22 protein-coding genes are annotated in these 19,985 nt (G+C 68.2%); 8 read left to right on the top strand and 14 right to left on the bottom strand.

Annotated elements, in window-relative coordinates; all coding sequences use genetic code 11:
• Positions 1–33 precede the first annotated feature (33 nt).
• Complete coding sequence (gene rlmN / locus ABZ552_RS04895) at positions 34–1,143, bottom strand: 23S rRNA (adenine(2503)-C(2))-methyltransferase RlmN (RefSeq protein ID WP_281917706.1); 1,110 nt, start codon at positions 1,141–1,143, stop codon at positions 34–36.
• A 125-nt stretch (positions 1,144–1,268) separates the two neighbouring features.
• On the opposite strand from rlmN, the gene ABZ552_RS04890 reads away from it, so the two are divergent.
• The gene (locus ABZ552_RS04890) at positions 1,269–1,616 is read left to right on the top strand and encodes a lipopolysaccharide assembly protein LapA domain-containing protein (protein ID WP_281878541.1); all 348 of its coding nucleotides are present in this window, start codon (positions 1,269–1,271) and stop codon (positions 1,614–1,616) included.
• Between the two features lie 9 nt (positions 1,617–1,625).
• Here the strand turns inward: ABZ552_RS04890 and ABZ552_RS04885 are convergent, their stop codons facing one another.
• The 5 genes from ABZ552_RS04885 to rpsB form a co-directional block, all read right to left on the bottom strand.
• Positions 1,626–2,636 (bottom strand): phosphatidate cytidylyltransferase, encoded by a 1,011-nt coding sequence (locus ABZ552_RS04885; protein ID WP_281917705.1) that lies wholly within the window; start codon positions 2,634–2,636, stop codon positions 1,626–1,628.
• A gap of 111 nt (positions 2,637–2,747) precedes the next feature.
• The gene (gene frr / locus ABZ552_RS04880) at positions 2,748–3,305 is read right to left on the bottom strand and encodes a ribosome recycling factor (RefSeq protein WP_281878537.1); all 558 of its coding nucleotides are present in this window, start codon (positions 3,303–3,305) and stop codon (positions 2,748–2,750) included.
• A gap of 49 nt (positions 3,306–3,354) precedes the next feature.
• Positions 3,355–4,083: a UMP kinase gene (pyrH, locus tag ABZ552_RS04875; protein ID WP_174183891.1), complete on the bottom strand. Its 729-nt coding sequence runs from the start codon at positions 4,081–4,083 to the stop codon at positions 3,355–3,357.
• Positions 4,084–4,278: 195 nt separating this feature from the next.
• Complete coding sequence (tsf, locus tag ABZ552_RS04870; protein WP_159838798.1) at positions 4,279–5,103, bottom strand: translation elongation factor Ts; 825 nt, start codon at positions 5,101–5,103, stop codon at positions 4,279–4,281.
• Between the two features lie 163 nt (positions 5,104–5,266).
• Entirely contained in the window at positions 5,267–6,079 is an 813-nt protein-coding gene (gene rpsB / locus ABZ552_RS04865) for a 30S ribosomal protein S2 (RefSeq protein WP_159838796.1), read from the bottom strand.
• Positions 6,080–6,775: 696 nt separating this feature from the next.
• On the opposite strand from rpsB, the gene ABZ552_RS04860 reads away from it, so the two are divergent.
• The 3 genes from ABZ552_RS04860 to ABZ552_RS04850 all read left to right on the top strand — a co-directional run bounded on the left by ABZ552_RS04860 (position 6,776) and on the right by ABZ552_RS04850 (position 8,501).
• Positions 6,776–7,294, top strand: coding sequence for a M23 family metallopeptidase (locus ABZ552_RS04860; RefSeq protein ID WP_281917703.1), 519 nt, complete (start codon positions 6,776–6,778; stop codon positions 7,292–7,294).
• Between the two features lie 123 nt (positions 7,295–7,417).
• Positions 7,418–7,930 (top strand): DUF1990 domain-containing protein, encoded by a 513-nt coding sequence (locus ABZ552_RS04855; protein WP_357435652.1) that lies wholly within the window; start codon positions 7,418–7,420, stop codon positions 7,928–7,930.
• Between the two features lie 79 nt (positions 7,931–8,009).
• On the top strand, positions 8,010–8,501 hold the full coding sequence (locus ABZ552_RS04850; RefSeq protein ID WP_281878534.1) for a hypothetical protein: 492 nt from the start codon (positions 8,010–8,012) through the stop codon (positions 8,499–8,501).
• Between the two features lie 12 nt (positions 8,502–8,513).
• Here the strand turns inward: ABZ552_RS04850 and ABZ552_RS04845 are convergent, their stop codons facing one another.
• The 5 genes from ABZ552_RS04845 to ABZ552_RS04825 form a co-directional block, all read right to left on the bottom strand.
• The gene (locus ABZ552_RS04845) at positions 8,514–10,415 is read right to left on the bottom strand and encodes an alkyl sulfatase dimerization domain-containing protein (RefSeq protein WP_357435650.1); all 1,902 of its coding nucleotides are present in this window, start codon (positions 10,413–10,415) and stop codon (positions 8,514–8,516) included.
• A gap of 48 nt (positions 10,416–10,463) precedes the next feature.
• Positions 10,464–10,772 carry a DUF202 domain-containing protein gene (locus ABZ552_RS04840; RefSeq protein ID WP_281878532.1) on the bottom strand — a complete coding sequence of 103 codons (309 nt, stop codon included), beginning with the start codon at positions 10,770–10,772 and terminating at the stop codon, positions 10,464–10,466.
• The gene (locus tag ABZ552_RS04835; protein WP_281878531.1) at positions 10,769–11,134 is read right to left on the bottom strand and encodes a DUF202 domain-containing protein; all 366 of its coding nucleotides are present in this window, start codon (positions 11,132–11,134) and stop codon (positions 10,769–10,771) included. Before ABZ552_RS04835 ends, ABZ552_RS04840 begins: the two co-directional genes overlap by 4 nt.
• 553 nt (positions 11,135–11,687) lie before the next feature.
• Positions 11,688–12,410: an acetoacetate decarboxylase family protein gene (locus ABZ552_RS04830; protein WP_281878530.1), complete on the bottom strand. Its 723-nt coding sequence runs from the start codon at positions 12,408–12,410 to the stop codon at positions 11,688–11,690.
• A 134-nt stretch (positions 12,411–12,544) separates the two neighbouring features.
• Positions 12,545–13,291: a TetR/AcrR family transcriptional regulator C-terminal domain-containing protein gene (locus ABZ552_RS04825; RefSeq protein ID WP_281878529.1), complete on the bottom strand. Its 747-nt coding sequence runs from the start codon at positions 13,289–13,291 to the stop codon at positions 12,545–12,547.
• Between the two features lie 54 nt (positions 13,292–13,345).
• On the opposite strand from ABZ552_RS04825, the gene ABZ552_RS04820 reads away from it, so the two are divergent.
• From ABZ552_RS04820 to ABZ552_RS04810, 3 genes are all read left to right on the top strand, one after another.
• Positions 13,346–14,809 carry an MFS transporter gene (locus ABZ552_RS04820; protein ID WP_357435647.1) on the top strand — a complete coding sequence of 488 codons (1,464 nt, stop codon included), beginning with the start codon at positions 13,346–13,348 and terminating at the stop codon, positions 14,807–14,809.
• Between the two features lie 191 nt (positions 14,810–15,000).
• A complete protein-coding gene (locus ABZ552_RS04815) occupies positions 15,001–15,306 on the top strand; it encodes a hypothetical protein (protein WP_195083897.1) in 306 nt (101 codons plus the stop codon).
• A gap of 171 nt (positions 15,307–15,477) precedes the next feature.
• Positions 15,478–16,143 (top strand): serine protease, encoded by a 666-nt coding sequence (locus tag ABZ552_RS04810; protein ID WP_281917699.1) that lies wholly within the window; start codon positions 15,478–15,480, stop codon positions 16,141–16,143.
• 35 nt (positions 16,144–16,178) lie between these two features.
• Here ABZ552_RS04810 and ABZ552_RS04805 read toward each other — a convergent pair whose 3' ends face one another.
• The gene (locus ABZ552_RS04805; protein ID WP_357435645.1) at positions 16,179–16,814 is read right to left on the bottom strand and encodes an FHA domain-containing protein; all 636 of its coding nucleotides are present in this window, start codon (positions 16,812–16,814) and stop codon (positions 16,179–16,181) included.
• Between the two features lie 260 nt (positions 16,815–17,074).
• Between ABZ552_RS04805 and ABZ552_RS04800 the strand changes: the two genes are divergently transcribed.
• Entirely contained in the window at positions 17,075–17,572 is a 498-nt protein-coding gene (locus tag ABZ552_RS04800) for a GNAT family N-acetyltransferase (protein WP_281878523.1), read from the top strand.
• A 12-nt stretch (positions 17,573–17,584) separates the two neighbouring features.
• On the opposite strand, the gene ABZ552_RS04795 is transcribed toward ABZ552_RS04800, so the two are convergent.
• Complete coding sequence (locus tag ABZ552_RS04795) at positions 17,585–18,508, bottom strand: tyrosine-type recombinase/integrase (protein WP_357435643.1); 924 nt, start codon at positions 18,506–18,508, stop codon at positions 17,585–17,587.
• Between the two features lie 54 nt (positions 18,509–18,562).
• A complete protein-coding gene (dprA, locus tag ABZ552_RS04790) occupies positions 18,563–19,708 on the bottom strand; it encodes a DNA-processing protein DprA (protein ID WP_281880828.1) in 1,146 nt (381 codons plus the stop codon).
• Between the last annotated feature and the right edge of the window lie 277 nt (positions 19,709–19,985).

Here is a 19,985-nt window from a genome sequence, read left to right as displayed (position 1 = left end):
CGCGCCATCCGGCCGGTTCATGGACCGGCTGTCTCAGTTCTCCGCGGCCAACTGTCCGCAGGCGGCGGCGATTTCCTGGCCTCGGGTGTCGCGGACCGTGCAGGGCACGCCCTGTGCGTTTACCCGGCGCACGAACTCCTGCTCGACCGGCTTGGGGCTGGCGTCCCACTTGGAGCCGGGGGTGGGGTTGAGCGGGATCACGTTGACGTGCACGCGGGAGCCGAGCGCCTTGTGCAGCTTCTCCCCCAGCATGTCCGCACGCCACGGGTGATCGTTGATATCGCGGATGAGCGCGTATTCGACCGAGACGCGGCGACCCGTCTTGTCGGCGTAGTAACGGGCCGCGTCGAGCACCTCGGCGACCGGCCAGCGATTGTTGACCGGGACCAGAGTGTCGCGCAGTTCGTCGTCGGGCGTGTGCAGGGAGACCGCGAGCGTGACCGACAATCCCTCGTCGGCCAGTTTGCGAATGGCGGGAGCCAAACCCACGGTCGAGACCACGACGTTGCGCTGGGAGATGCCCAGACCGTCCGGCGCGGGCGAGGTGATCCGGCGGACCGCGGCGACCACCCGCTTGTAATTGGCCAGGGGCTCGCCCATGCCCATGAAGACGATGTTGGACAGCCTGCCCGGCCCGCCCGCCACTTCCCCGTCCCGCAGCGCCGCGGCCGCCGCGCGCACCTGGTCGACGATCTCGGCGGTCGACAAGTTGCGGTTCAGCCCGCCCTGACCGGTGGCGCAGAACGGGCACGCCATGCCGCAACCGGCCTGGCTGGAGATGCACAGGGTGGCGCGGTCCGGATAGCGCATCAAGACGCTTTCCAGCAGCGTGCCGTCACCCGCGCGCCACAAGGTCTTGCGGGTCTCCCCGTCGTCGCACGCGACGTGCTTGACCACGCTCAACAGCGGCGGGAACAGCGCCTCGCCGATCTTGTCCCGGACCGCGGCGGGCAGATCGGTCATCCGTGCCGGATCGGCCTGCAAACGCGCGTAGTACTGGCGGGCGATCTGGTCCGCGCGGAACTTCGGCAGGCCCAGTTCCGCGACGGCCGCGCGCCTGCCCTCGGCATCGAGGTCGGCGAGATGGCGCGGCGGCATGCCACGGCGCGGAGCATCGAAAACCAAGGGCAAGGAGACGGTCATAGTTGTTCCATTCTCCCATCCGCCGGAACCTCCCCGGCACCCGACCACACGCGCGCGGCCCGACATGCCCGGCCCGTCGCCGGGAAATACCTGCGGCCGTCATAGCCGTCGGCCATGATCGAGGTATGTCCACGCATCCCCCCGAACATCCGCCGGAGCCGGACCCGGACCTGTCGCAGCGCCGACGCACGACCCCACCGAGCGCCCCGCCCCTCGTACCGGCCAAGACGTCGCTGGCCTCGCGCACCGGTTACGCCTGGACCGGGCTCGTCGCAGGCGTCTTGATCCTGGTCCTGCTGCTGATCTTCATCGTGCAGAACCTCGAACAGGTTCAGGTGCACTTCTTCTTCTGGGACTTCTCGCTGCCGCTCGGCGTCACTGTCCTGCTGTCGGTGATCGGTGGCGCGCTCGTCATGGCCTCGGTGGGCGGCGTGCGCATCCTGCAACTGCGCCGCGCGGCCAAGAAGGGCTGACGCGCCGGATCACAGCAGCGTGGACAGCACCAGCCAGGAGACGAACGCCGAGGGAAGCATGGAGTCGAGGCGGTCCATGATGCCCCCGTGCCCCGGCAGCAACGTACCCATGTCCTTGATGCCGAGTTCGCGTTTGATCTGCGATTCGATCAGATCACCGCAGGTGGCCACCAGCACCAGGCCGACGCCGAGCACGACGCCGATCATCGAGTTCGCCTCCAGCAGCAGCGTCACCGTGAGCAGGCCGCCGATCACGCTGAACACCAGCGAGCCGGCGAAACCCTCCCACGACTTCTTCGGGCTGATCGAGGGCACCATCGGATGCTTGCCGAACAGCACGCCTGCCACGTACCCGCCGACGTCGGAACAGACGACCAGGATCATGAAGGTCAGTACCCGCAGGTTGCCGTCGGGCTCCAGCAGCAAGAGCGTCGCGAACGAGGCGAGCAAGGGAATCCAGGCCAGCGCGAACACTGTGATGGCGGTGTCGCGCAGAAAGTTTCGCGGCGCGGTCTGTAAACCGTGGTCGAACAGCCGCCACACCATGCAGATCAGCGTGGTGGCGGCGAACGCGCCCGCGACGCCGCTGGCGCCGTACGGCCAGCCCAGCCAGAACACCGCTTGGCCGCCCGCGATCAGCGGAACCCGCGGGACCAGCACGTCGGCTTCGCGCAGCCGCTTGGCGACTTCCCAGGTGGCCACGCCGACCCCGGCCGCCGCGACGCCGATGAACACCTTCGGTACGAACAGCAGGATCGCGATCAGCGAAAGACCCAGGCCGAAGCCGACGGTGAGCGCGGCCGGCAAATTGCGACCCGCGCGCGAACCACTCGATGCGGGCGCGGTGTGGGCCGCCGCGGGATCGGGCGCCGACGCCGCGGGGGCGCCTAACGGTTCATGACCGGACGCAGGAGCATCGTGCGCGCGCTGCTGCATCGCATCGGCTTTCCCGTTCACCGGCGGCTCCTCTGCCGCACCGGTCGCGGCGGCGTTCTCGGCCACGATTGTCCCGTCGCTCAACTCGTCGTTCCGTTCGTCCCCCGCCCGGGCGGGCCTTGCGCTGGCTCGGCGGCACTCGCGGTGACGCGGGGCCTCCTCCGGGCCCCCGCCACGCCTACCGGCCGATCCGCGTCAGACCTCGAGCAGTTCGGCTTCCTTGTGCTTGACCAGCTCATCGATCTGGCCGACATACTTGGCGGTGGTCTTGTCGAGCTCCTTCTCGGCGCGCCCGACCTCGTCCTCGCCTGCCTCGCCATCTTTCTGGATGCGCGACAGTTCGTCCATCGCCTTGCGACGGACATTGCGGATCGCGACCTTGGCGTCCTCGCCTTTGCCCTTCGCCTGCTTGGCGAGCTCGCGGCGGCGCTCCTCGGTCAGCTGCGGCACGCTGATCCGGATGATGTCCCCGTTGTTCGTGGGGTTGACACCGAGATCCGAGTTGCGGATCGCGGTCTCGATCGCCCCGAGCTGGCCCGCCTCGTAGGGCTTGATCACGACCATGCGCGGCTCCGGCACCGTGATGCTGGACATCTGGGTGATCGGGGTGGGCGACCCGTAGTAGTCGACCACGACCCGGGAGAACATGCCCGGGTTCGCGCGACCGGTACGAATGGTTCCGAGATCGTCCTTCGCCACCGAGACGGCCTTCTCCATCTTCTCCTCGGCGTCGAAGAGCGCTTCTTCAATCACGACCGTTTCCTCCACAGCGTCGTCATGTCATGATCCGCGGTCGCGGGTATCAGGACCGAACCAGTGTGCCGATCTTCTCACCGGCGACCGCGCGGGCGATATTGCCCTTGGTCAACAAATTGAACACCAGAATCGGCATCTGGTTGTCCATGCACAAGCTGAAGGCGGTCGCGTCCGCGACCTTGAGGTCGCGCTCGATGACCTCTTTGTGCGTGATCTCGGAGTACATGGTCGCGGTCTCGTCGACGCGCGGGTCCGCGGTGAAGACCCCGTCGACCGCCTTGGCCATCAACACCACGTCCGCGCCGATCTCCAGCGCGCGCTGGGCGGCGGTGGTGTCGGTGGAGAAGTACGGCATGCCCATGCCCGCACCGAAGATGACCACACGGCCCTTCTCCAGGTGCCGCTTGGCACGCAGCGGGAGGTAGGGCTCGGCGACCTGGCCCATGGTGATCGCGGTCTGCACCCGGGTGTCCACGCCCTGCTGCTGCAGGAAGTCTTGCAGCGCAAGGCTGTTCATGACGGTGCCGAGCATGCCCATGTAGTCCGAGCGGGCGCGTTCCATGCCGCGCTCCTCGAGTTCGGCCCCGCGGAAGAAGTTCCCGCCGCCGATCACCACGGCCACCTGGACGCCGCTGGCGACCACCTCGGCGATCTGCTCGGCCACCGTCTGCACGACGTCCGGGTCCAGCCCGACCTTCCCGCCGCCGAACATCTCCCCGCCGAGTTTCAGCAGTACCCGGCGATATCCTGGGCGATCGGTCCCCGGGTCCGTCATGGGTCTCCAGTCTCCTTCGGCGAGGGATTGTCGTTCTTCCGGCGATTCGTCGCTCATCGCGAGCGCCTGTGACGTAGAGCAAGGCAGAGCGGCATCCATCCTGCCTTATCAGGTTGGAGCGGCAGCAGAAGGCCCCCCGTCAACCGGCGTTCGTTCGGTCGGCGGGGGGCCTGCACGCTGGGGGTGCGGCGAGACTCAGTTCGCGCCGACCTCGAAGCGGGCGAAGCGGGTGACGGTGACACCGGCCTCGTCCAGCAGCGCCTTGACGGTCTTCTTCGAATCGGTGACCGACGGCTGCTCGAGCAGCACGACGTCCTTGAAGAAGCCGTTGACCCGGCCCTCGGTGATCTTCGGCAGCGCGGCCTCGGGCTTGCCCTCCTCGCGAGCGGTCTGCTCGGCGATGCGGCGCTCGTTCTCCACGATGTCGGCCGGAACCTCGTCGCGGGTCACGTACTTGGCCTTGAGTGCGGCGACCTGCATGGCGGCGGCGCGAGCGGCCTCGGCCGCGGCGTCGCCCTCACCGGTGTACTCGACCAGCACGCCGACGGCGGGCGGCAGGTCGGAGGCACGCTTGTGCAGGTAGGTGGCGACCGGGCCGTTCAGCGAGATGACGCGGCGCAGCTCGAGCTTCTCGCCGATCTTCGCGGCGAGCGCCTGCACCGCCTCGTCGACGGTCTTGCCGCCCAGGTCCAGCGCCTTCAGCGTCTCCAGGTCGCCCGGCTTGGCGGCCGCCGCCGCGGCGACGACCTGCTCGGCCAGCTGCTGGAACTCCGCGTTCTTCGCGACGAAGTCGGTCTCGGAGTTGATCTCGACCATGACGCCGTCCTTGGCGGCGACCAGGCCTTCGGCGGTGGTCCGCTCGGCACGCTTGCCGACGTCCTTCGCGCCCTTGATGCGCAGCAGTTCGACGGCCTTGTCGAAGTCACCGTCGGTCTCGGCCAGCGCGTTCTTGCAGTCCATCATCCCGGAGCCGGTCAGCTCCCGGAGCCGCTTCACATCGGCAGCGGTGTAGTTCGCCATTCTCGGCGAGCCTCCTTCGGAGAAGTGTGGGTGGTGGCAGCGGCGCTCACGATGACACTCGCCCGTGAACGCCGGCGAAACTGTGCCCATCCGCGGCGTTCGCGGGCCCCTACGCGGGCTGGTGCCTCCGGGAGCGTCGCTCACGCCGCGGTGGTGACGGGTCTCAGGCCTCGGCAGAGGTCTCGGCGGCCTCGGCGCCAGGGGCGGCCTGCGCGAGCAGCTCCTGCTCCCACTCGGCCAGCGGCTCGCCCGCGCCCGCCTCCGGCTTCTCGTCACCCGAGGCCACGCCTGCGCGCGCCTGCACACCCTCGGCCACCGCGGAGGCGACGACCTTGGTCAGCAGGGCGGCGGAGCGGATCGCGTCGTCGTTGCCCGGGATCGGGTAGTCGACCAGGTCGGGGTCGCAGTTGGTGTCCAGGATCGCGATGACCGGGATGTTCAGCTTGCGCGCCTCGCCGACGGCGATGTGCTCCTTGTTGGTGTCGACGACCCAGATGGCCGAAGGCACCTTCTGCATGTCGCGGATACCGCCGAGGGTGCGCTCCAGCTTGTTCATCTCACGCGTCAGCATGAGGATTTCCTTCTTGGTGCGACCCTCGAAACCACCGGTCTGCTCCATGGCCTCGAGCTCCTTGAGGCGCTGCAGACGCTTGTGCACGGTGGAGAAGTTGGTGAGCATGCCACCCAGCCAGCGCTGGTTGACGTAGGGCATCCCGACGCGAGTCGCCTCGGCCGCGATCGACTCCTGGGCCTGCTTCTTGGTGCCGACGAAGAGGACGGTGCCACCGTGGGCGACGGTCTCCTTGACGAACTCGTAGGCCTTGTCGATGTAGGTCAGCGTCTGCTGCAGGTCGATGATGTAGATGCCGTTGCGGTCGGTGAAGATGAACCGCTTCATCTTCGGGTTCCAGCGCCGGGTCTGGTGTCCGAAGTGCGCGCCGCTGTCGAGCAGCTGCTTCATGGTTACGACAGCCATAGCTCCCGTATCTCTCTTTCGTTTGCCGGTTGACGCAGCGAATCGGTGATCCGCTGCCCTGGCGCCGCCGAATCGTCGGACCCGACCACGTAGGTGGGGACCAGCCGGCGATTCCCTGTTCCGAACACGCTGCCGCGAACCCAGATATCTCAAGTCCGATTCGAACAGCGCCGCTATGAACAAGCACGGGTGGCGCGCGAAGTCGGTCCATGCAGGCACGGACCGCTCGATCAGTTTACGGCCTTCCGGCACACAGATCTAAATCGGTCCGAGCCGAAGGCTTTGACCAGGGGGAACAGCAGCTTTTCACAGGCGGGTGAGTTATCCCCATTCCGCGGATCGAGCCCTCGGCGACGCCGGAATCGCGGAAGGCTGGAGCCATGAAACCGATCTCCACCGCGACCACTTTCCTCGTTCCGCTCTTCTTCGTGCTCGGCGTCGTGACCGCGTCGCCGAGCGCAGCCCGGACGCCTGCCCCGCGACCCGTGCCCGGGGCGTGCACGGGATCGGCCTGCCTGCCGTCTCTGTCCGGTTTGCTGCGCCGCACGCCGCTTCCGTTCCGGCAATCCGGCCTCGATACAGGTGGCGATGACGAGACGCCTTCCACCTCGGGTGGCGACCTGTGCGCACCTCCCGTACCGCTCTGCGGGTCGTAGTCGGCCTGCCGACCAGGCACGAATGCTCAGTCCGAATGCCATGCGACGTGGTCGGCGTCTTTTCTCGGCGCTGGCTCTCGGTGTCACCGCGATCGTCGCGACGACGCCGACCGCGACAGCCGGACCCGACGGCCGGTTCGGCTGGCCGCTGCAACCGCGCCCGGCGGTGCTACGGCACTTCGACAAACCCGCGCAGAACTGGCTGCCTGGACATCGCGGGGTCGATCTGGCCGGCGCCGAGGGGCAAGCGGTGCTCGCGGCCGGGGCAGGGATCGTCGTGTTCGCCGGAACGGTGGCCGATAAGCCGGTCGTGTCCATCGAGCACCCGGGCGGGCTGCGTACGACCTATGAGCCCGTACGCGCCGAGATTCCCGCGGGAAGGCGGGTCGGACGCGGCACCCGGATCGGCACGCTGGAGTCCGGGCACCCTGGATGCGCGACGACATGTCTGCACTGGGGTGCCCGCGTAGACGGCGGTCGCCGCCGCAACCGTGAGTATCTGGACCCGCTCGGGCTGCTGCGCCTCACTCCCCTGCGGCTCAAACCGGTGCGCCCCTGAATGTGGCGATCCGCGGCTTCGTTCGCGGGTCGGCTCAGGTCTTCGGAGCAGCCGGACAGTCAGGACCGGCGTGTCGGCGATCCGCGGTGGCGGGACCGGGCTCGGAGGGGCGAAGATCGGGGCATGGCGGATAGGTTGTCGTCGTTCACGTATTCCGAAGTCGGTGCGACCCGAGGCGTGCTGCCGGAGGGCTATCACGGGTTGCGGGTGCGGCGACGTCTCGGCCGGGGACGCGCGCTGTTCGAACGCGCGGGTACGGAGATTCTGAGCTACCGCGTGCAAAAGGGCACCGGGATCTTCCGGTCCGCCGATACGCCGACGGCCGAACCCGGCACGGCAATCACCGTGCGGCTCGGATTCGGTCCGTTGGGGATCACCGCCCCGTGTCGCGTGGTGTACGTCCTCGATGAACCCGACCGGCGGGGTTTCGCCTACGGAACCTTGCCCGGCCACCCGGCGTCAGGCGAGGAATTGTTCGCCGTGGAGTACGACCGCGCTGACGACACGGTGTACGGGCTGATCGTCGCGTTCTCCCGCCCCGCCACCTGGTACACCCGGCTCGGCGGACCCGCGGTGCGGCTGATCCAGCGTTTCGTCGCGGGCCGATACCTCGCGACGTTGCCGACGTCCGATTGAGCACAGTGCCGACGAATCGGTTCACAGCCAAAATTTCCGACCACCGGCAGTGGGCCGGGACGCAGGCGATACTGTTACGGTGACCGGCGAACCCGAGACGGCCGAAAGTCTCCCGGATCTTCCTGTGGAAAGTGACCCCCCCTCGCCCATTTACGGCGAGGCGCTCGACAACCGCGCCGAAATCCAGGAGATCATCGATTCTTCCCGACTGATGGGCGTCGAAGCCCTGTCATTCGATCAAATGATGGCCTACATCACGGCGAAACGCGAATACCAGGCATCAGCATATGCCGACACGGAAGCCGTCGATCGGGCGCGGCGGGACCATGAGCTACAGGCGGAGTCGCGACGCACCGAGCTGATCAAGGAAGAAGCGGAGGCGAAGAACAAGATCCTGGAGGCTCGCTACCGCGCAGGACTCGCCGCCGCGCTCGTGGCGGGCACGGTCGCCGGTGTCCTCTTCGGCATCATCAAAGGTCTGCCCGCCCAAGAACTTACGCAATACCTGGCGCCCGTGTCGGGCCTCGCCGGGATCGTTGTCGGCTACTTCTTCGGCCGGGAGGCTCGATGATCAAGGCGCGAACTAGGGTGTGACGATCGCGAAATCGGGATCGGGGGCGTCGAAGATGTCCACCAATTCGGCGAGCTTGGTGACATCTCCTTCGATGACGATGTCGCCCGCGGCCGCCGCGACGCCGAAGTCCTCGCCGACCAGCAACACTCGGATCAGGGTGTTCTTGGCCAGCGTGAAGGTGGCGTCCGGTTCCGGCAGTTTCATGCCCGGTGCGACGTCGAAGTGGGTGAGGCGGCCGTTGCGCAGCTCCAGGCGGTGCGTGCGGTCCTGGTCGGTGAGAATCCAGTCCGTCACGATCCGGTGGTTCCACGCCTTGGGACCGTCGACGCGCAACGCCAAGGCGTCGAAGATCTGATCGACGGACAGAGCCGCCACCATGGTCGGCGAATCGCTCTTGGTGGGCGTGCCGAACGAGCCGTAGCGCAGCTCGTAGGCTCCGCTGAGATAGAAATTGCGCCAGGTCGCGTTCTCCGCGCCGTAGCCGAGTTGTTCGAAGGTACTGGCCTGCAACTTTTTCGCGGCGTCGTTGTCGGGGTCGGCGAAAATGACGTAGTCGAGCACCTGCGCCACCCAGCGGTAGTCCCCCGCGTCGTAAGAAGTCCGCGCTTTACGCAGCACTTCCTGCGCGCCGCCCATGAATTCGACGTGCCGCCGCGCGGATTCCACCGGCGGATGTTCCCAGAGGTGCGCGGGATTGCCGTCGAACCAACCCATGTATCGCTGGTAGATGGCCTTCACGTTGTGGCTGACCGAGCCGTAGTAGCCGCGTGCGTGCCAGGCTTCCTCGATGGCGGGCGGGAGGGTGACCAGTTCGGCGATCTCCGCGCCCACGTACCCCTGGTTCAACAGGCGGACGGTCTGGTCGTGCAGATATCCGTACAGGTCGCGTTGCAGCGAGAGGAATTCCACCAGCCGAGTGGTGCCCCAGGTGGGCCAATGGTGCGAGGCGAAGACGACGTCGGAATCGCGGGCGAACAGGTTGATCGCCTCGGTCAGGTATCGCGCCCAGATATGGGCGTCGCGCACCAGCGCGCCGCGCAACGTGAGCACGTTGTGCAGGGTGTGGGTGGCGTTCTCCGCCATACAGAGCGCGCGGTGGTCGGGAAAGTAGAAGTTCATCTCCGCGGGGGCTTCGGTACCGGGTGTCAGCTGGAAGACCATCCGGATGCCGTCGATCGTCTCCTCCTGGCCGGTCGCGGTGATGTCGACGGTCGGCGGCATCAAGGTGACCGTGCCGACCGACGTGGTCTGCCCGAGCCCGGAACCCACCGCGCCCAGCGGCCCGCGGGGCAGCACCGCGCCGTACATGTACCCTGCGCGGCGCGCCATCGCCGTGCCCGCGTAGACGTTCTCGGCCACCGCGTGTTCCAGGAATCCGGCGGGCGCCAGCACCGGACAGCGCCCCTCCTCGACCGCCTCGGTGGTGGTGACTCCGCACGCCCCGCCGAAATGGTCGGCGTGCGAATGGGTGTAGATCAGGCCGGTCACCGGGCGGTCACCGCGATGGGCGCGGTAGAGCGCGAGACCGGCCGCCGCGGTCTCGGCCGAGATGAGCGGATCGATCACCAGGACGCCGGTTTCGCCCTCGACCAGCGTCATATTGGAGATGTCGAGACCGCGGATCTGGTAGATGCCTTCGGTGACCTCGAACAACCCTTGTCGCACCGCGAGGCCGGATTGCCGCCAGAGACTCGGATGGACCGAGACCGGGCAGGGTTCCCGCAGGAACGAATAGGAGTCGTTGTCCCACACGACCGTTCCGTCGTCGGAGGTGACCACGCCGGGCTCCAGCGCGGCGATGAAACCGCGCTCGACATCGGCCGCGTCGGTCGTGTCGGCGAAGGGCAGTGCGGCGGCCGCCCGCCGATGCTCCGCGACGATGAAGTCACTCGGCTCGCTCGCTGTGCTCATGGTCGTCCTCCTGTCGTCTCGGCCAACGTTGCTGAGCCGCTCCCCCGTTCAGGGGAGCGGATCGAGGGAACCGCCCGCGGCGGCGGCCACCGCGACCACGACCACCGCCGCGGCCGTGGCGGCGATGACGCGATCGCCATGGGCGAAGCGGCCCCGCCGCAGGCTCCGGTTGCGCAGGTAGCAGGCCCCGGCCAGCGCCGCCATCGCGATCGCGGCGCCGACGGGCGCGACCGCGGCCGCGCGCCAGCCGCTGCCCAGCGCCTGGTGCGTGAACAGCGTGCCGACGACCATCGCCGACACGGCGGTGCGCCGCCACGCCAGGGCGGTGCGTTCCGCGGACAGATGTGGCGCGCTCATCGCAGCAACACCGCCACGGCCGCCAGCACGGAAACGATCGCGATGCCCGCCGACAGGATCGGCACCAGCACCGTCTCCGGCAGCGGATCGCCGCGCCGCATGGCCACCCCGACGCGCCGCCAGTGCGCGTACGCACCGACCGCGACGACCGCCGCCAGGACCAAGCAGCTCAGCGCGATAGCGCGCCGCAACCCACCGATCCGGAACGACTGCACCAGCGTGTGCACGGCGACGCCACCGGCCAGCAGCCCCAGCGCGGTGCGCATCCAGGCCAGGAACGTGCGCTCGTTCGCGAGCGTGAAGCGGTAGTCGAGTTCCTCTTCGCCCTCTTCCGATTCGGCTTCCGGATTCGGCAGCGTCACGCCGCCTCGGTTCGGGTCGGAAGACGCCGCCTACCCGCGCACGTGCGTCCTGGGCCGCCGGCCCGCCCGCATCGAACGGCGTGGCCTCTTCTGGCGCGAAGCGATGTCCCGGTGCACTGGGTGATGCCGGACTGCGCGGTGGTCACGACGAACCACGCTAGTGCGGACCACCGGAACGCGCGCCGGGCGATCACCGGCCACGGGAACGCGCTCCATATCGGTATGCGCGCTGGACGTGCGCCCCTGGTGGACACGCCCATCGCGGCGGTGTTCGAGCGGCCGAGTGCGAGTCGGCACGTTCCCGATCCGGCTGGCAACCGGAGTTCGAGGGAGGGTCCAGCATCGCGAACTTCTCGCGCAAACCGGCCGTTACCCCGCGCTCTGGCCTGTTCACAGCCTTTTTCAGCCACACCTTTCCGGTCGGCGACGGTCACGGGCACACTCCGTACTGAGCGTTTGGCGAACGATCGGCTACGTCAGGCTAACCGGAGCCGCGCCGGACCGTCCACGCTCCTCGCCCGCCGTGACCGGGTGGTTACGCGACCGAGCGGCGTCAGATCGCGGTCGCGTCTTCGAACGTCATGGCCAGTCGCGACACCGACGAGGACATCAACGCGCGCCGCGGCAGGCCCAGCGACCGGAGTTCGGCGGCGATCTCGTGATCGCCCAGGGTCAGCCTCGCCCCGCCGAGACGCGCTCGCATGCCGGATGGACGCATCTCCCAGCGCGTGCAGCGGGTGACGCCATCGATGTGCGAGTAGGCGTCGAACGAGGAGGCGGCGGCACGGTTCGGGGTCGCGAACCCCGGCCGAACCGTGAGATCCGCGATGAGCTGCCCGTTCTGGTGCAGCGCGCCACTGCGCGTCCGGCCGCCGTGGTCGACCACGAATTCGGCGAGTTCCTTGGGGAAGCCCCAGATACCGCGCCCCGCGGCCAGGGTGAAATCGCCGTCGACGGGCAGCCGGTGGATCAACACCCCCGCACGGCCGGTGACCAGCGCCTTCAGATTGCCCGACCCCGATGCCGCGGTGTGGTGGCGCACCATGAAGGAGACGCCGAATTCGTGGTAGGGGCCCAGGTCGCCGTCGACATAGTCGACGAAGACCAGCGTGCACATCGCGCGTCCGCCCGGAAGCCGGAGAATCCGCAGGCCGGAGTAGTCGATGAGGCGCTGCGCGGGCTCCGCGGGCACCAGATAGGTCGCCATGAAGGCGTGCGCGAGCCGGATGCGAACCGGCATGCGCACCTCTCTGCCGAGAATGGTGTGCGTGCTCATGTCGACGCCTTTCTGCGCAGCGGCGCCCGGGCGCCGCGTCGTCATGCGGTCCCCGCACCGGATCACGCACTTAGAACACGTTTCAATTTATCGGCACCATACCGCCTCCCGGGCCCATTTTCTTAGAACACGTTTCATAATCGACCAGTGTCCTTCGCCGGAGACTCCTGCCGGGATTCCGGCATGTTACGCAGACGGGCTTCGAGTCCGTCGAGGACGCAGAGCAAGCCGAAGTCGAACGCCATCGCGCGTGCGGCCTCCTGGTCGGTCGGCACGGTCGCCTGATAGTCCGCGAGCATCTCGGGATAGTCGCCGGCCACTTCCCCCATCACGCGCAGCATGCCGTCGGCGTCGATCTCCATGCCTTTGGACACTTTGTCCCAGGCGATCTCCGGAATCACCTGACCGAGGACGAAACACATCACCGTCCCGCTGGCCAGATAGATGTCCACACCGCGAAAACCGGCCTGGACGAACGCGCGGCGCAGCCGATCGCTCAACCGCAGCGAGTTCGGACCGATGCTGGGCAGTTGCCCGACCAGCGACGCCATCCAGGGATGCTCCCTGATGGTCGCGCGCAGGCTGTAGGCGAAGGTGTTCAGCAACTCGCGCCAGGAAGTCTGCTCGGGCTCCGGCGTCCGGACCAGGCCCCAGAACTCGTCGAGCACCAACTCGAGCAGTTCGTCCTTGTTGGACACGTGCCAGTAGAGACTGGTCGCGCCCGCGCCCAGTTTCGCGCCGAGCTTGCGCATGCTCAGCGATTCCAGCCCTTCGGCGTCGAGGATCTCGACGGCCGCCGCGATGATCTGCTCGCGGCGCAGCCCGGACGACTTGGGCTGGCGCGGCTGTTTGGTCCATACCGACGCGAACTGCTTGGTCACGACACGATCTTATAATCGCTCGCACACTGTTCGAGTTTCTCGTACGCTGTGCGAGTGGAATCGAACGTTGTACGAGACCCCCGCCGGTGGTGGGTCCTGGGGGTCCTCTGTCTGTCCTTGCTCGTGCTGATGCTCGACAGCACCGTGCTCAATCTCGCGATCCCGTCGCTGATCCGTGAACTCGGCGCCACGCCGTCGGACGTGCAGTGGATTCTGGACGCCTACGTGCTGGTCTTCGCCGGGCTCCTGCTCACCGCGGGCAGCCTGTCCGACCGGTTCGGCAGGCGGCGGGCGCTGATCACCGGACTGGCCGTGTTCGGGGTGGCGTCACTGGCCGCCGTGCTGGCTTCCGAACCGTGGCAGGTCGTGGCGGCCCGCGTCGCGATGGGCGTCGGCGGATCGCTGTTGATGCCGTCGACCTTGTCGATCCTGATGACCACCTTCGCCGAGGACGAACGGCGCACGGCGATGGCGGCGTGGTCGACGGTCTCCATGGTCGGCATCGTCGCCGGACCGACGCTCGGCGGCTTCCTGCTCCAGCACTACTGGTGGGGTTCGGTGTTCCTGCTCAACATCCCGGTGGCACTGCTCGCGATCGTCGCGGCTGTCGTGCTGATGCCGGAGACCACCGGGGAGCAGCGGCCGGTCGACCTGGTCGGCGTCGTCCTGTCCGTCGTGGCGCTCGGCGCGACGGTCTACGTGATCATCGAGCGGGAATGGAACATCGGCGCGATCGTCTTGGCGGTCGGCGCGGCGATCGCCTTCGTCGTCTGGGAGAGCCGGTCGGAGCATCCGATGCTGCCGTTGGCGGTGTTCCGCAGCCGCGACTTCACCGGCACCTGCTTCACCCTGCTGCTGATGGTCTTCGGCATGGGTGCGGTCATGCTGATGCTCACCCAATACCTGCAGTTCGTCCTCGGCTACGGCCCGATGAAGGCCGGGCTGGCGCTGCTGCCCTACGCCGTCGCCGCGGCGGTCTGCAACGGCCTCGGCGCGACGCTCGGCAAGACGCTGAGCAACAAGACGCTGATCGTGTCCGGCCTGCTCGTCATGGGCGTGGCCTTCGGCATCCTGGCGGCGGGCAGCGGGTATCTGTGGGTGCTGGTCAGCATGCTGGTGATGGGCGTCGGCGGCGGACTGGCGGGTCCGGCGGCCTATGCGGCCATCATGAGCGCGATCCCGCTGCAGCACGCCGGTGTCGGCTCCGCGATGAACGACACGATCCAGCAGGTGGGCATGGCGATCAGCATCGCCATCCTCGGCAGCGTGCTAGCCGGTGTGTTCACTTCGCACATGCCCGCCGACGCCCCGGACGCCGCGCGCGAATCCATCGGTGCGGCCTTCCAGCTCGGCTACATCGAGCCCGCCAAGGATGCCTTCACCGCCGCCATGTCCACCGGCGCGTGGATCAGCGCCGGATTCAGCATCGCCGCCGCCCTGCTCGGCGCGGTGCTGCTGCGCGCCCGGCGGCCGCAAGCAGCCGGGCAACCGGAAACCGCTCCGGTCGCGCACGGCTGATCGTGCCGGGTGGGCTGCGCGGGGCAGGCGCGTGCGCATCGCCCCGTCGCGGCCCGCCTGGTGCGACACCCGCGTGCGTTGCGCAGAATAGCGATTCCGACGTCTCCTCGGTTCCCCCGGTATGAATGATTCCGACCCCCGGGCTCATGGTCTAGCGCGCGCCCGCCGAGAAGAGTTGATGTGTGTTCACAATGACGGCCTTCAACAAACGAGGGCTGGTGAAGCAATCAATCGCTGGAGACATCATGATCACGAACAAAATGCGTGTAACGGCGGCGGCGGTAGCGCTCGCACCGATCATCGCCCTCGGTTCAGGTTTCGCATCCGCTGCTCCGGACGTAGCACCGGGACCTGTGCAAGTGGCGGATAACGCGGTACCGGCTCAGGTCGAGCCCGCGACATTGGGCCTGATTTGGCCGCTCGGCATTTTCTGCGCTCCTCTGCTGCTCCTTCCGCCGGTGGTCAACGCGGTTGCCGTGTTCGTCTGCGCGGCTTGACCGCATCCGTCAGAAGTGGGCTCCAATATGTGCGCCTCGGGCTGTGACCAGCCCGAGGCGTTCGTCTTTCGCAGCGCTCTGCTGATTTCGTTTCGGCCTTGCCGAAGCACCGATCCGGTGAACATGCGGGAATCAATCGTGACGCCCGGATAAGTGCGGTTGAATTACCGGATGACCAAGTTCAGGAAACTCGTGGGCGCTGCGGCGGCGTCAGCCGCTGTCACGGCGCTGTTCGGGGCACCCGGGACCGCGCAGGCCGAGACGCCATCCGTACTGGGTGGCGGCTCGGGCATCGTCGTCGGCGGTCAGAACATCTGCACGCTCACCACCATCGGGCGCGACACCGGCGGTCGGCTCGTCGGGTTCACCGCGGCCCACTGCGGTGACGCGAATGCCGCCATCGTCCCCGAGAGCGATCGCGGCGCCGGTACCGTCGGCACTGTCGTCTATGCCAGCCGCGAATTGGATTACTCCGTGATCGAATTCGATCCCGGCAAGGTCGCGCCGGTCAACCAGGTGGGCGGCACCACCATCACCGGCCTGGGCGGGCCCGCCCGGCCCCCGGACACGGTCTGCAAGGAAGGCCGGACGACCGGCCGCACCTGCGGACCGGCCTACGGCGACATGTTGACGGGCGGCAATTCGACATGGACGCAGACGTGTGTCGTCGAGGGCGATTCGGGCGCTCCGCTCGTCGTCGGGACCACACTCGTCGGCATGGTCAGCGGCTACTTGGCCGTGCCGTGCCTGGGCCCGCAACTCGGCACCGACATCACCGCGGTCGTCGCCGACGTCAACGCGCGCGGCGGCGCGGGCGCGGGTTTCCAACCGATCTGACCGAACCGGAACCCTTCGACGAGCCGGCCGGAGCCTTACCTTTCCTGATCGGTGACGACACCGAATTCGATAGCGCGTTCGACCAGGAACAGGCGTTTCTGGTTCGGCGGTAAGGCTTCGACCTGGAATATCCGGAACAGCGCACGCATGTGCGTCTTGACCGTCGAAAGGCTCAGGCACAAGTCGTCCGCGATCTGGCGGTTGGAGGCCGGATAGGAATAGGCGTCACGGGCGTCGTACGGGCGGCACAGCGCCGCGAGAACCAGATACTGGGCCGGCGTCAGTGAATTGCGGGTCGGCAGGGGGGAATGCGCGAGCGTCATTTCCTCGTGGAAGGATTCGGCGACCCGGAAGACGAATACCGACCGACCGACGCGAATCATATCCCCCGAACCGAGTTTCCGCCGTCCGCCGACGCGTTCACCATTGACGAATGTCCCATTCTTCGACAAGCCGTCGTCGACGATGGTCCAGCATCCGCCGATGCGCTCCAGAATCGCGTGCAGGCGGGACACGGTCGGGTCGGAAGTCACGATGATATCGGCCGCGCCGGACCGCCCGATCGTCATTCTGGACGCGCCGCCGTCGAGGGAGATTTCCCGCACGCCTTCCGGCGTGACGGGTTGTGGCGAAATGGAAGCAGGACGCTCCCACGCGGACCGTCCCGCCAATGGGTACAGTTCGCGACGCAGGGCCTGTGGTCCGCTGGACGTAGACATCGTTCGTCTTCCCACACTCGAAGTACGCCGGGAACTGCGGGCACCGATTCGCTACTCTCAGGGTGCCCTTTCTCCGTGCCGGAAACATATGGATTCGATTACTTCGCCACAGAGTGAGCCGGTAACGGACTTCGGGCACGTGATCAGCAAGAAAACCGACCAATCAGTCGGATAATGCAGGTCCGGCCAGGCGGACGGCCCAGAATGGTCGGATGAGCGTCATCATCCGACCGCGCACCGAGGCCGACCTCGACGCCTGCGCCGCGGCCCTGCGGCACGTTCACCACGTCGACCGATATCCGGCGGTCTGGCCTGCCGACCCCGCCGGCTGGCTGGCGCCGCCCAAACTCCTCGCGGCACTCGTCGCCGACCGCGACGGCACCGTAGTCGGGCACATCGGCCTGGGCACGAGTGACAACACGCCGGAGGTCCTGCGCGAATCGGCGGGCGCGGAAGCGGTCGTCTCGGTGATCCGGTTGTATGTCCTCCCGGCCGCCCGCCGAGCGGGGGTAGGTGCACGATTGCTGGCCGAAGCCGCACGCGTCGCCGCGAGCTGGGGGCAGCGCGCCGTCCTCACGGTGGCGTCCGACAGCACGGCGGCGATCACCCTCTACGAGCGACACGGTTGGCGGCAGGTGCACAGCGGGCCCGGCGGCTGGCGTACCGCGGATGGACGGGAGGCTCGGGTGCATTACTACATCGGTCCGTGACCCGTGCGCGGGTCAAGCCCGGGGATGGGCCTGGTCGTGCACCTTCTTGAGCCGGTCGATGGAGACGTGGGTGTACAGCTGCGTGGTGGCCAGACTGGCGTGCCCGAGCAGTTCCTGAACCACACGAAGATCGGCCCCGCCTTCGAGAAGGTGGGTCGCGGCGGTGTGCCGCAGACCGTGCGGACCCAGATCCGGTGCGCCCGGGATGGCCGAGATCACCTCGTGGACAACGGTTCTTGCCTGGCGTTGATCGAGACGCCTGCCGCGGCGGCCGAGCAGCAGCGCTCGACCGGACTCGGCGGTGGCGAAGGCCGGACGTCCGTAGCGCAGCCAGTTGCCGACCGCCTCGTCGGCGGGCACGCCGAACGGCGCGGATCGCTCCTTGTTGCCCTTGCCCAGCACGCGCACCACGCGCCGTTCGCGGTCCACGTCCTCGACGTCCAAGCCGCACAGCTCACCGACCCGGATCCCGGTGGCGTACAGCAACTCCACTATCGCCCGGTCTCGCAGGGCCATCGGATCGCGCTGCGCCGCACCGGACTCCGCGGCATCCATGGCGCCCAGCGCCTGTTGCCGCCCGAGTACGGCGGGAAGGACGCGGTGCGCCTTCGGGGAACCCAGCCGCAGCCCCGGATCGGCGGGCAACCGGCCGGTCCGGCTGAGCCATGCCGTGAACGTGCGCGCCGACGACGCGCGCCGTGCCACAGTCGTGCGAGCCGCGCCCCCCGCCGCTTGCTGGGCCAGCCACGAACGCAGCAACAGCAGGTCCAGTTCGCGGATCGCCGAATCCGCCGACCGCGTGTACAGATGCTCCAGTAGGGATCGCGCGTCGCCCAGGTACGCGCGCACGGTGTGCTCGGAGCGATTGCGTCCGAGCCGCAGATGCCTGCCGTACTCCACCAGCAGCGCTTCCAGGTCTTCGGGCAACTCCGCCATGCTTCCACCGTCCCGATCCGCGGCGCGGATGGCAAGCGGCCGCGCCGAAGGGTCTCATCCGCGCCGCCCCGTTCGGTGCCAACCGTTTTCGTCACTGGCCACCAGACCCGTCAATTCGAGTGCGGCCAAGGTCGCACGCACCGCCGGAAGGGGCAGTCCGCACTGCCGCGACACCTCCAGTGGCAGCCGGGAGCCGATTCTCGGCAGCGCGGCGAAGACCAGCGCCTCGTCTCCGGCCAACTGGTCCTCCAAGTTGCCGCCCGCGGCCGCCGCTCCGGGAAGCGACAACCGCAACGGCCCCGCTTCGTCGACGACTTCCTCCGCCCTGGTCACCAGGAGCGCTTCGCCGTCGCGGATCATGCGGTGGCAGCCCACCGAAGCGGCCGAGGTGACCGGGCCCGGCACGGCCAGCGCCGGACGCCCCAGGCGACGCGCCCATTTGACGGTGTTACGCGCCCCGCTGCGCAGCCCGGCCTCGACCACGAGCACACCGTCGGCGAGGGCGGCGATCAATCGGTTCCGGGCGAGGAACTGGTGCTTCTGCGCGGAGACGCCTGGTGGGTATTCGCTGACCACCAAGCCGGACTCGGCTATGTCGGCCAGCAAGCGCTCGTGCTGCGCCGGGTAGGGCCGGTCGATGCCGCAGGCCAGCACGGCGATCGTGGGGCCTTCTACCGACAGCGCTGCCCGGTGCGCCATGCCGTCTATCCCGAAGGCGGCCCCGGAAACAATGGTCCACCCCTGTGCGGCGAGATCGCCCGCGATTTCTCCCGTGACCCGATTGCCGTACCCGGTGCTGCACCGCGCGCCGACCACCGCCACCGCCCGTTCGCTGGACTCCAGCAGCGAGCGTGGACCGCGCACCCACAACACCAGCGGTACCGCGCCGTCGCGATCCCGGCCCGGCTCGAGCTGTGTGAGACCGAGCATGCGCCAGGCGGGCCACTCCGGGTCGTCCGGCGTCACCACCCGCCCGCCGATCCGCTCGATCATCTCCAGATCCCGCGCCGCCACGTCGACACCGCTCCGCTGCGCCGTGGGCCCGCGAAGCGGTTCTGGGAGGGCGCACTCGCGCACGGCACGCGCCGCCTCCACCACCCCGACCGACTCGACGAGCGCCGACAGCGGCGCACACGGCCCCTGCACCACCCGCGACAGGTACACCCATGCGAGCCGCCGGGCATCCGGTTCGCCGGACAGCGATCCTGAACCGCCTGCGGGCACCTGGACCACCGAGCGCCCATCCGCGAGCGCAGGCGCTCGGGCCACCGCGCACGAGTCGGCGACCGTGCGCCCGTTCGCCGCTGCCGGTACGTCCACCGCGGGCGGGTGCGCAACCGCAGGCGCATTCGCGGCGAACACTTCTCCGCCTCCAGGCAGGTCTGGGGCGGCAGGTGCGTCCGAGTCAGCGGGCAAATGTGCGGCAACAGCCAAGTCCGCAGCAATAGGTAAGTCCCCGACGACAGCCAAGTCCGCA

Source organism: Nocardia sp. NPDC019219 (assembly GCF_040632645.1).
Taxonomy (GTDB): domain Bacteria; phylum Actinomycetota; class Actinomycetes; order Mycobacteriales; family Mycobacteriaceae; genus Nocardia; species Nocardia sputorum.
The sequence above is the reverse complement of the archived record's forward strand: the minus strand, read 5'-3'. Positions and strand labels throughout refer to the sequence as shown.

What these genes read in the sequence shown, in the direction of transcription:
- rlmN (WP_281917706.1), bottom strand. Translation starts at nt 1,143, where the DNA reads ATGACCGTCTCCTTGCCCTTGGTTTTCGATGCTCCGCGCCGTGGCATG.
- ABZ552_RS04890 (WP_281878541.1), top strand. Translation starts at nt 1,269, where the DNA reads ATGTCCACGCATCCCCCCGAACATCCGCCGGAGCCGGACCCGGACCTG.
- pyrH (WP_174183891.1), bottom strand. Translation starts at nt 4,083, where the DNA reads ATGACGGACCCGGGGACCGATCGCCCAGGATATCGCCGGGTACTGCTG.
- tsf (WP_159838798.1), bottom strand. Translation starts at nt 5,103, where the DNA reads ATGGCGAACTACACCGCTGCCGATGTGAAGCGGCTCCGGGAGCTGACC.
- rpsB (WP_159838796.1), bottom strand. Translation starts at nt 6,079, where the DNA reads ATGGCTGTCGTAACCATGAAGCAGCTGCTCGACAGCGGCGCGCACTTC.
- ABZ552_RS04860 (WP_281917703.1), top strand. Translation starts at nt 6,776, where the DNA reads ATGCGACGTGGTCGGCGTCTTTTCTCGGCGCTGGCTCTCGGTGTCACC.
- ABZ552_RS04855 (WP_357435652.1), top strand. Translation starts at nt 7,418, where the DNA reads ATGGCGGATAGGTTGTCGTCGTTCACGTATTCCGAAGTCGGTGCGACC.
- ABZ552_RS04845 (WP_357435650.1), bottom strand. Translation starts at nt 10,415, where the DNA reads ATGAGCACAGCGAGCGAGCCGAGTGACTTCATCGTCGCGGAGCATCGG.
- ABZ552_RS04840 (WP_281878532.1), bottom strand. Translation starts at nt 10,772, where the DNA reads ATGAGCGCGCCACATCTGTCCGCGGAACGCACCGCCCTGGCGTGGCGG.
- ABZ552_RS04830 (WP_281878530.1), bottom strand. Translation starts at nt 12,410, where the DNA reads ATGAGCACGCACACCATTCTCGGCAGAGAGGTGCGCATGCCGGTTCGC.
- ABZ552_RS04815 (WP_195083897.1), top strand. Translation starts at nt 15,001, where the DNA reads ATGACGGCCTTCAACAAACGAGGGCTGGTGAAGCAATCAATCGCTGGA.
- ABZ552_RS04810 (WP_281917699.1), top strand. Translation starts at nt 15,478, where the DNA reads ATGACCAAGTTCAGGAAACTCGTGGGCGCTGCGGCGGCGTCAGCCGCT.
- ABZ552_RS04800 (WP_281878523.1), top strand. Translation starts at nt 17,075, where the DNA reads ATGAGCGTCATCATCCGACCGCGCACCGAGGCCGACCTCGACGCCTGC.
- ABZ552_RS04795 (WP_357435643.1), bottom strand. Translation starts at nt 18,508, where the DNA reads ATGGCGGAGTTGCCCGAAGACCTGGAAGCGCTGCTGGTGGAGTACGGC.